Source organism: Paenibacillus whitsoniae (genome assembly GCF_003955665.1).
GTDB lineage: Bacteria > Bacillota > Bacilli > Paenibacillales > NBRC-103111 > Paenibacillus_E > Paenibacillus_E whitsoniae.
The window spans coordinates 1-9,879 of sequence record NZ_RXHU01000105.1; the positions used below are offsets into that span (position 1 = coordinate 1).

10 protein-coding genes are annotated in these 9,879 nt (G+C 48.5%); 1 reads left to right on the plus strand and 9 read right to left on the minus strand.

Features of this window, described 5'->3' with window-relative positions; genetic code table 11:
- Positions 1-18: 18 nt before the first annotated feature.
- The 4 genes from EJQ19_RS28205 to EJQ19_RS28220 all read right to left on the minus strand — a co-directional run bounded on the left by EJQ19_RS28205 (position 19) and on the right by EJQ19_RS28220 (position 2,725).
- Complete coding sequence (locus EJQ19_RS28205) at positions 19-636, minus strand: FMN-binding negative transcriptional regulator (protein WP_126144571.1); 618 nt, start codon at positions 634-636, stop codon at positions 19-21.
- Between the two features lie 120 nt (positions 637-756).
- Complete coding sequence (gene paiA, locus EJQ19_RS28210; protein ID WP_126144572.1) at positions 757-1,272, minus strand: spermidine/spermine N(1)-acetyltransferase; 516 nt, start codon at positions 1,270-1,272, stop codon at positions 757-759.
- A 26-nt stretch (positions 1,273-1,298) separates the two neighbouring features.
- Positions 1,299-1,751 carry a MarR family winged helix-turn-helix transcriptional regulator gene (locus EJQ19_RS28215; RefSeq protein ID WP_126144573.1) on the minus strand — a complete coding sequence of 151 codons (453 nt, stop codon included), beginning with the start codon at positions 1,749-1,751 and terminating at the stop codon, positions 1,299-1,301.
- 749 nt (positions 1,752-2,500) lie between these two features.
- Entirely contained in the window at positions 2,501-2,725 is a 225-nt protein-coding gene (locus EJQ19_RS28220; RefSeq protein ID WP_241243117.1) for a helix-turn-helix domain-containing protein, read from the minus strand.
- A 274-nt stretch (positions 2,726-2,999) separates the two neighbouring features.
- Between EJQ19_RS28220 and EJQ19_RS28225 the strand changes: the two genes are divergently transcribed.
- The gene (locus EJQ19_RS28225) at positions 3,000-3,401 is read left to right on the plus strand and encodes a helix-turn-helix domain-containing protein (RefSeq protein ID WP_126144574.1); all 402 of its coding nucleotides are present in this window, start codon (positions 3,000-3,002) and stop codon (positions 3,399-3,401) included.
- Positions 3,402-3,516: 115 nt separating this feature from the next.
- Here EJQ19_RS28225 and EJQ19_RS28230 read toward each other — a convergent pair whose 3' ends face one another.
- The 5 genes from EJQ19_RS28230 to EJQ19_RS28250 all read right to left on the minus strand — a co-directional run.
- Positions 3,517-4,206, minus strand: coding sequence for a metal-dependent hydrolase (locus EJQ19_RS28230; protein WP_241243118.1), 690 nt, complete (start codon positions 4,204-4,206; stop codon positions 3,517-3,519).
- Between the two features lie 100 nt (positions 4,207-4,306).
- The gene (locus tag EJQ19_RS28235; protein ID WP_241243119.1) at positions 4,307-5,602 is read right to left on the minus strand and encodes an ABC transporter substrate-binding protein; all 1,296 of its coding nucleotides are present in this window, start codon (positions 5,600-5,602) and stop codon (positions 4,307-4,309) included.
- Between the two features lie 87 nt (positions 5,603-5,689).
- On the minus strand, positions 5,690-7,282 hold the full coding sequence (locus EJQ19_RS28240) for a response regulator transcription factor (RefSeq protein ID WP_126144576.1): 1,593 nt from the start codon (positions 7,280-7,282) through the stop codon (positions 5,690-5,692).
- A gap of 9 nt (positions 7,283-7,291) precedes the next feature.
- The gene (locus EJQ19_RS28245; RefSeq protein WP_126144577.1) at positions 7,292-9,130 is read right to left on the minus strand and encodes a sensor histidine kinase; all 1,839 of its coding nucleotides are present in this window, start codon (positions 9,128-9,130) and stop codon (positions 7,292-7,294) included.
- A 43-nt stretch (positions 9,131-9,173) separates the two neighbouring features.
- Positions 9,174-9,879, minus strand: a 706-nt coding sequence (locus EJQ19_RS28250) for a carbohydrate ABC transporter permease (protein ID WP_164716765.1), incomplete at its 5' end; no start/stop codon positions are given.

A 9,879-nucleotide genomic window follows, 5' to 3' on the forward strand; every position in this document is an offset into this window, starting at 1 on the left:
TTGACCGCCTCGTTCATATCAGTTTAATGATGTAAGATTTCGTTTCATAAGAGAAGAAATTCTTTGCTCGTTTGTATTATTGATCTTCTCTAACTGTTGAATAACTATTTCCTGTCGCTGTATTGAATGATTCTGGCTTAACTTTGCTTTCCCTTCTATTCTGTTAATTTTCATTTTAAAGCCTTGAACGCCTTTGCTCAAATCGTTTAGAAAGCTAGAGTCTATATCCTGCAAACTGTAAGAGCTACCAGGAGCTTCGTATTTCATTACCATGTCATTTAGAGAATCTACTATCTCCTTTTCGTCATCTATAAGTTCAACATCTCCATATACATGAACGGTCACATAGTTCCATGTAGGTACTGCCTTATCAGTCTCATACCAAGAAGGAGAGATATAACAATGAGGACCATGAAATACAGCTAACACATTTTGATTCTTAATGTCTTTCCATTGGGGATTTGGTCGAGCAAAGTGCCCGTAAAGATACAATTGATTTTTATCGAGAATTAGTGGCAAATGGGTAGCATACGGTGCCCCATCATGTTGAGAAAATAATGTTGCAAAACTATTTTCTCTAATAATTTTTAAGGCACTTGATATATCCTTAATTTCAAAATGCGAAGGTATATACATACTGCTCTGTACTCTCCTCTCATCAAATAAATTACTAATAATATTTTTAATACTAAACCAATAATGGATTAATAGAAGATCCAATTTTAATAATTTCTACTGTACCAATCTGTCATGGAATTATAGAGTTTTGGTCATTATTAAATCAATTTGTTCTTCATCACCCATATAAAATGAGTGAGCTCCTGTTTGAACAAAACCCATTTTTTTATAAAATGCAATTGCATGCTCATTCTTTTCCCAAACGCCTAGCCAGATCATCTTTTTGTTTTGTTTAATGGCTATTTCAGCCACTTTGTTTAGTAGATGTTTTCCAAGCCCTTTTCCTTGAAATTCGGATCTAATATAAATCCTCTCAATTTCGATTGACTTATCACCCATTTTTTCAGTTTGAGCATCATTAATATTGACCTTTAAATATCCAGCAAGGTCTTCATCGAAATAGATGAAATAATATTCGGAAGAGATATTGGACAGTTCCATTTCCAATTGTTTAGAGTTAAATGCTCTTTCCAAATAGGCTTTCATATTTTCGGGAGAATTCTGATCTCTAAATGTATCGTTGAATGTTTCAATACTTATTTGTTGGAGTATTTGTAAATCTTCTAGGCCGCACTTATTTATTTTTACTGTCATTTTAAATATAGCTCCTTTACATAAAATCAATATACTCGCTTGTTTCCCTTTTTTACAAATTCCCAATCAACTTCTACATTTTTTCTAACTCTTTGAAGCAGATGAAAAATGGTTTCTGTTTCACTTTCAGAAAATCCCGCTAATGCGACACTATTAGAATGGACATTTTCTCTCTTTATAATAGGAAATACCCTTATCCCTTTTTCTGTTGGAAATAGTCTATTTATTTTCTTGTTAAGTTCATCATCTCTCTTTTCAATAAAACCATTAATTTCAAGGTTTCTTATTGCACGAGCTGCGGTTGTTCGGTCTACTTTAATCAATTCAGCTAGCTTTTCTTGAATAATTCCTGGGTTCTCACATATTCGGACAAGGTACAAATACTGCCCTTTTGTTAGATCAAATTCTTTAAATTCTATATTACTTATAGAATCTAAGGCTCTGGCAATCATTCCAATTTCGCGTAGGATTTCATTCATATACACAACTCCACTGATATTGTATTTTCATATGTTAAATGAAAATAATACAATATTTTTGTTGTATTTACAACAAAAAATGACGCAGACTATTCCATATTAAACATCCGCTGATCTTGCCAAAAAGTATCACTGACTTTCAAAACTTGCACAAATTAGTCATGTCCGTAGTAGCTGTCCCACGTGATCCTGGATGGACTTCTGTACATACAGCAAGAATACAACCTCATTCTGTTGTGAACGAAAAGCCTTCCTGGGATGCTATGAGTGAATTTGAAGTACACAATATACAAGTTGCATTTGCTGAACGAAAATTTGTAGAACATTTATGGGATCGGGAATAATAGTTCTTCAAATGCTTATCGAGTCCTAGATCGAATTAATCCTGAATCAGTCACTACATACGCCCCTCCCGTAAATGAAATGTAATCGAAGTGAAATCAATAATATGAGAATCCAGTAATATCAAGGGTCTTTGGGGTAATATTTACATTTGTGAATATTACTAACGGACTTTATTTTCCACTAACGCATTTTATTTACCATTTACAATCTTTATTTTTCCTGCCCATTTATTATATATTAAAGCGTTTTCCTCAAGTAAGGAATTGAGATGAAAGTACCACTTTTCCATCCTGATTGTGGATGAAAGAATAATAGTGGTATTTCCTGATGATATTAATCTTTATAAATTTGATTACCCTTTGTAAAATATAAAAAGCCTGTGAAATCGTCTAATTTCACAGGCTTCATGCAATATATATCTCAAACAGTTCCTCGATTTCTTTATCAAGCAATTCGCTCAATTTCTTCGCTGTGAATGGTCCCACGTTTTTTTTACGGCGTTCTAAAAGTGATATGTAGGCATGGCTGACCCCCGAATGGCGCGCCAACTCTCTCTGTGAAAAGCCCTTCGTAATTCGAGCTTTAATAAAAGCTTCCGGTTTGGCTGCTATTTTAATTCTAATCTTCATAACCTCCCCAACAACCGTAATTTCCCTCGGGCTTGTCATTCTTTTGTTTGTTTTATGCTGGTTGCCTCTGGTCAACCTCCCTCTAACTTTTTCCAGTATACCCAATTTAGTTATCTTTTGCAACACATTTTATTTACTTTTGTAAACATAAGTCCGAACCAACTTTTCCTTTATACACCCAGCGCTAGGGTCTTCACGCAAACATTGTATTTCCTCTAACAACCTGCTACTATGAACATGTTTACTATTGTTAACTTTTGGAGGGTGACCGTGTTTGGACTTTTACGATAAATTACGCGACATCCGCAAGCTAAAAGGATTCACAATCCGCGAGCTGGCCGATCGCTCCGGCGTCTCCGCCGGCTATATCTCGCAGCTTGAGAATGGCAACCGCGGTGTCCCTTCTCCGGACGTGCTGATGAAGCTGTCCGAAGGACTGAATATCGCTTACACCGAGCTCATGGACATTGCCGGCTACCTGGAGGCGCCGTCCTCGGATAAAGTTTACGAGCCTGGCGTCCCGGTCAACTTACGGAGATTTCTCCGGGAGAACGAGTTGATCTTTGACGGCATGGTGCTGAGCGCCGAAGATAAGGAATGGGTCGAGCGCATGCTCACTGTTCTTTTCTGGAAAGAACGGCAAGCCGCCGCGAAGCTGGAACCCGAGGAGAAGTGAGCCGGCAGCCTGCCCGGCGTGGCAGTACGCCAGTGGGCAGCGCCGAAGTGCCGACGCGTCGTGAAAACAGAAAAACCATCGAATATCACATCGATGGTTTGCCTATTGACGCAGCCTACAAAGTGATCATGTGCCCCGGCGCCATGACATAGCCTTCGATCTTTTCCGCAGCGAGGCGGGAGACGAACGCTTCCGGGTCCTGGGCGATGACCGGGAACGTATTGTAATGCATCGGCACAATGCATTTTGCTTTCAGCATTTTTGCGGCAATGACCGCATCGTCGGGCCCCATCGTGTAATTATCCCCAATCGGCAGGAACGCCAGATCGATGTCGTTCAGCTCCCCGATCAGCTTCATATCCCCGAACAGCCCGGTGTCACCGGCGTGATAGATCGTTTTGCCCTCTGCCGTAATCAAGAACCCGCTGGCCATCCCTGTGTAAATATTTTCCTTGGTACCCGGCTCGTTGAACGAAGAATCATGCAAGGCGAGCGTGAGCTTTACGCGGCCGAACGGGAACTGATACGCACCGCCAATCCCCATGCCATGCGTAGCGGCACCTTTGAAGCTGAGATAGCGGCCAAGGTCGTTCGGCGCAATGATCGTCGCCCCGTTGCGCTCCGCAATTGGAAGGGTATCGCCGAGGTGATCCCCATGCCCATGCGTCACGAGCACGTAGTCGGCCTTTATGTCTTCCGCCTTCACAACCGCTTGCGGATTATGGGTCAAGAAGGGGTCGATGATAATCGTATGTTCCTCGAAACGAATTTCTACACAGCTTTGTCCATGAAAAATAATGTCCAAATTACACCGCTCCTTCGTCTGTTTGAATGTTTTTTTAACCACTGTTATTTTAACATACGGGAGCGTGTACATTCTAATTTCGCCGAGAACAGACGATCCTTCAATTCGTCAGAATCGCATTCATTTTCTTTTCAAGCGCCGCAAGCCCTTCCTCCGGGTCCGTGCCGCCGAGCACGATGCTCTGCAGCTCCTCCGAGAGCGTCGTAAACAACGTCGAATAGTTGTCGGTTTGTGGGGCGAACTTGACTTGATGCCTCGCCGCTTCGATAAAAAGCTTCCGATACGGCAGCGCTTGATATGCCTCGCTTTCCACAGCGGCTCGGCCCGCCGGCACATGCCCCGCTTCGCCCCACAGCTTGCTGCCAACCCGTGAGAAGTAGGCCATAAACGTCATCGCCGCCTGCTGCTTCTCCCGGGAAACATAGGAAGGCACAACCAGCGTATGCGAGCTGCCCCACTGCGCCGAGCTTCCGAAGAGCGGCGGAATCGCCATAATGCCGAAACGGTCCGAGGCCCCGTTCAAATGATACCCGGCTTCCCACACGCCGCCGATCCAAAAAGCCGCACGCCCGTTATGGAACGTATCCCACGGCGTCTTATCGTTCATATCCGCCAGACCGTCCGCATAGAGCCGCTGATAAAACTGGAGCACGCGAACCGCCTTGTCGTTATGAACCGCCGCCTGTTTCCCATCCGGGCTGAGCAGTTCCCCCCCAGCCTCATAATACAGGTCGAGGAACGGCTCCTGAAAATAGGGCGTGTTCACTGCAAACGGCTCCGTGCCCGGCACCGCTTTGCGAATCTGCTGAAGCGTCTGCGTAAAACCTTCCGGCGACAGCTCCCCGAGCTTCGGCGTCTCATCCCCGTTCAGCAAGCCCGCCTGTCGGAGAATTGTTTTATTGTAATACAACATGTGAAAATGGGTATCGAGCGGCACGGCATGAGGCTTCATGCCGAAGGTCACCGCGCTGACATTGCGCTCATCCACCTCATGAAAATCAAATCCCGCCTCCTGCGCCAATCCAGCCAGCGGAACGATCTGCTTCGCCTTCACGAACGGCGACAAACGGTCCGCATGAACGACCGCGATGTCCGGTCCCTTGCCGGAGGAGAGTGCCGTGCCCAGCTTGACATAGTACTCGTTCGACTCCAGTCGCAGCGGCCGCACGGCAATCCCTTTCTGCGAGGCGTTAAAATCACGGACGATGCGTTCCACATAATCGCCCTCGCCGCCGCCGAACGGATTCCAGAAGCTCAGCTCCACGGTCATCTCCTGACCCGCCGAGGCCCCCTGTCCGCCAGCGTTCCCTGACGAATCGTTCTCTTGGCAGCCTGCGCCCAACACGGCAACCAGCAGTACCGCTGCCAGGCACCAAACTTTCCGACTTATGAACAAGAAGATCCTCCTTCCCTCTGCGCGCAATAACGGAAGCGCTTGCACTCATCATTAGGCGTAAGCTACCCTGATCTGACTTTACCTAGCTCACGCTTCCCCCCTGACGCGCGCCCGATATTCCGACGGCGAGACGCCGGTAATCTTCTTGAACACCTTGGAAAAATATTTTGGATCCGGAATGCCGACCAAATGTCCGATGTCCGCCGTTTTCAGCTCGCTGGCGAGCAGCGTCTTCGCCTTTTCGATTCGGATGAGAGTCAGATGCTCCAGAAAGCTCTCGCCCATTTCCTTCTTGAACAGATTGGCAAAATAATTTTTACTGAGATGCACCAGATTGGAGATCGCTTGCAGCGACATTTCCTGCTGGTAGTTCATCTGCATATACTGAACCGCTTTGAGGATGCTCGTTCGGTCGTTGCTGTAGACGCCGATCATGTGTTGAATCAGCGACTCGTAGGCCTGCATGAACCAAGCTTTGCTCTGTTCAAGCGTCTCCAGCTTGGCGAGCTGCTCATAATATTGCTTCTTCAGCCCCATCACGCTTTCCGGATCGCTTGCGATATCCGCCCACAGCGTCGTGAGCTGAATCAGCAGCTCGAGCGAGACGATTTGCACAAGCTCGTAGTCTTGGCGCAGCGCCATCTCGCTGAAAATCGCCTCCAAATAGCTCCGCAGCTCTTTCCCTTGCGCAGCATAGACCATAGCGTGAATCTGCTGCGGGCTGATCTTGATCATCTCGGTTCCCACCGATCGCGCCCCCACATAATCCACGCCATAGCGGATGACGATGCCTTCGCCGATAAACATGCGGTATTTCGCAGCCGCAACGGCTTGCTCATACGCCTGTGGCAGCTCCGTCCAACCAGTCACGCTGCGGGAAATGCCGACCGTAGCGGTCAGCGCACAGTCGTCCCGAAGCCTCACCAGCAGCGCCTCGCCCAGCTGCCACGCCTGCTCCGACGATTCCGGCTTCCCAGCCTCCTTGCCGCCAAGCACCACATTCACTTCGCCCAGACGGTCGGCGAAAACCTCCGCTTGCACTTCCGCATACGCCGGAAGCACCTCTGCCAGTGCTTGGCGAATGGCGGACTCGCCGCCATGGCGAATACCCGGCTCCCCGGCTTGCTTGCTCACGTGCAGCAGACAAAGCGGGGGCTTAAGCGCCGTGTGCGCTGCCTTGCCGGCCAGCGCCTTCCGGCTTTCCGCGCTGCGCTCGCCGCTTTCGATCAGCTCAAGCAGCAGCTTCTCCCGGAGGAGCGGCTCGACAGCCACATGCGGATGCTCCCCGCCAGCATGCGCCCCTTCTGCGATCGAAGCCTTGACCTTGGCAAGCATGCTCTCAAAATCGCGCGGCATCATATCCGATTTGATCACATAATCCGATACCCCCTGCCGTATCGCTTCTTTGGCATACTGAAAATCCTCCAGGTTGCTCAGGATGACAATTTTCATGCGTGGGCACACTTTACGCACTTCGGAAATGAGCGTGATGCCATCCATCTGCGGCATTTTAATGTCCGTAATGAGAATATCCGGCGGATTCTCCTGAATCAACGCCAACGCTTCGACACCGTTGGACGCCTCCCCAGACACGGTCAGGCCGAGCTTTTCCCAGTCGATCATCGACTTGATGCCGAACCGGACGATATATTCGTCTTCCACAAGTACTACGCGATGCATCTGTTTCACCTACTTCATTTCCGGAAGCTGAATCCGTATGCACGTGCCGGCTCCCGGTTCACTCTGAATGTTGAGTCCGTACATTTTGCCGCAGATCAGCTTGATCCGCTCGTCCACGTTCGGGAGGCCGATTCCGCCCGCTTTGTCCACGCCCATTTCAAACCGGTTTAAGCTCGCCACCAGCGCAGGCTCCATGCCGCAGCCGTTATCTCGAATCTCGAACGTAACGCCGTCCCCGCTCCGATAGCAGCGAATCCGAATTTCGCCGCCCGCTTCCTGGTCGGGGAACGCATGCTTGATCGCATTTTCCACGATCGGCTGCAAAATCAGCTTCGGCGTCCGCAACGGCCGCACGTCATCTTCAAGCTCGACAAATGTCTCGATGGCAAAATTAAACCGGAACTTCTGAATGCCGAGATAGCACTGCACATGCTCGAGTTCCTCCTCCACGGTGACCGTTTCCTCGCCTTTGCCAAGCGAAATCCGCAGCAGCCTGGAGAGCAGACTGACCATTTCGGCGGCGTTATTCGCTTTTTGCAGCAGCGCCGTCCACTTGATCACATCTAGCGTGTTATAGAGAAAATGCGGGTTGATCTGCGCCTGAAGCGCTTTCAGTTCGGCCACCCGCTTCTGGTTCTGCTCTTCATAGACGGCGGCCAGCAGCTCATCAATCCGGCTCACCATGTAATTGAAATTTTCGCCGAGGACGTCGAATTCATCATGCCTGCGTTTCGCTTTGAAACGGACGGTCAAATCCCCGGACATTACCTGCCGCATCAACTTGATCATGCGCAGAATCGGCTTCGAGATCGACCCCGCCAGCAGAAAGGCGGTTAACACAGAGAACAGAATGCAAATAAGCGCGATGATCATCAAAATCTGCAGCAGCCGATTCGAATCCTTATAGAGTGAGGACTCCGAGATCACATTCACGACGATCCAGTCGTTCGTATGCAGCTTTTTCGAATTGACGATCAACTTCTGCCCTTGATATTTCAGCGGAAAGCCGCGCTCGCCGGCGCCTGTGCTCATCAGCGCTTTGAAGCCGTCCTCGCCGAGCACTTCCTTTACACTTTTGCCAAGCAGGCTGTTGTCCGGATACGAAATCATCTGCCCCTTGCCGTCGATGACAAAGCTCTGAATATCCATCTGGCTCTTCGTCGTGCGCGAACCGATTTCTTTCAGCACATCCTCGCGAATATCCAGAACGGCCACGATCCCCACGGGACTGTCATCCGACATTTTGTAAATCTGCTTCGCCAGCGAAAAGACAGGCACCGTCTGGGCGTTCAAACTGTCGACATACGTGCCGAGCCGGGTGGAAAACCAGCGAAAATTGCTCCCGTCATCCAGCGTTTGCAGAAACGGCGCGACCGTCTCCTTGTTGCGATCCTTCCAGCGATAAATCCCTTTGATATAGTGCTGATTAGAAATAAATGAAATCGACTGCAAATCCTGATTGATTGCAATAATGGTCGACAGCTTCGTCGTCAGCGAAAGACTGTCGAGATCGTACTGTTCCCCATCGGCTCGGTCCATCGTACGGAGCATGGAGACAATGTCGTTATTGCCCACGACTTGCATCATCATGTCTTTATAGATACCCAGACGGGTATCTACATTCTCAGCCGTTTGCTTAAGCAGCTGCTCGGAGTACTCCGTTACTTTGCTGTTAATCGTCGACTTCGAAATCGAAAACGAAATAAACCCCAAAGCCAGCAGCGGAGTCAGCGAAAATAGAAATAAAAGCAGCATCCACTTGACCCGGATGGAGCTTGTCAGCGTTGACAGCCGATTTCTTAGCGGTTTCCAGCGGGAGGGGCGCGCAGTTTCAGGTGTGGGATGCATCGTCTTGCGCCGCCCTTCTCAAATTTTTAGGAATAGTCCTGCCTTATCCTTTAATCCCGGACATAGCCACGCCCTGCACAATATGCCGCTGCAGAATCGCAAACACCAGAATCGTCGGAATCGCCGCTATACTGCTGGCTGCCATAATCAGATTCAAGGACATCGTATTATTCGACAAAAAGGTAGGGAGTCCTGCCGAAAGAATCATATTCTCCTGCGAAGTAATAGATAAATACGGCCACAGGAAATTGTTCCACGAAATAATAAAATAGAAAATGCCGACGGAAATTATCGCCGATCGGGTCAGCGGCAAGCAGATTCTCGCCCAGAGACCGAGATTGCGGCAGCCGTCCATCTGAGCCGCTTCAATGTAATCCTTGGGCACACCGTCCATGAACTGCTTCAGCAACAGAATGCCCAGCGGATTCGTAAGTCCCGGCAAAATAATCGCCCAAATGTTATCAATCAGCTTTAAATGAAGCGTCGTTTCATACAGCGGAATAAGTATCGCTTCCGTCGGAATGAGCAGACCGGAGACGATCAGGATGTAGAAAAAGCCTTTGGAACGAAAAGGCAGCTTCGAGAACGCAAACGCCGCCAAGGAGCTGAACAGAAGCGAGAGGACCGTCGTTAACACGCCGATCACCGCGCTGTTCCACGTCCATCTTAGAATCTGGGAATCCTTGATCACCTTGCGATAATGACCGAAATGAAGATCAGATACTCGCAACCAATCCGCGAGCGTATAG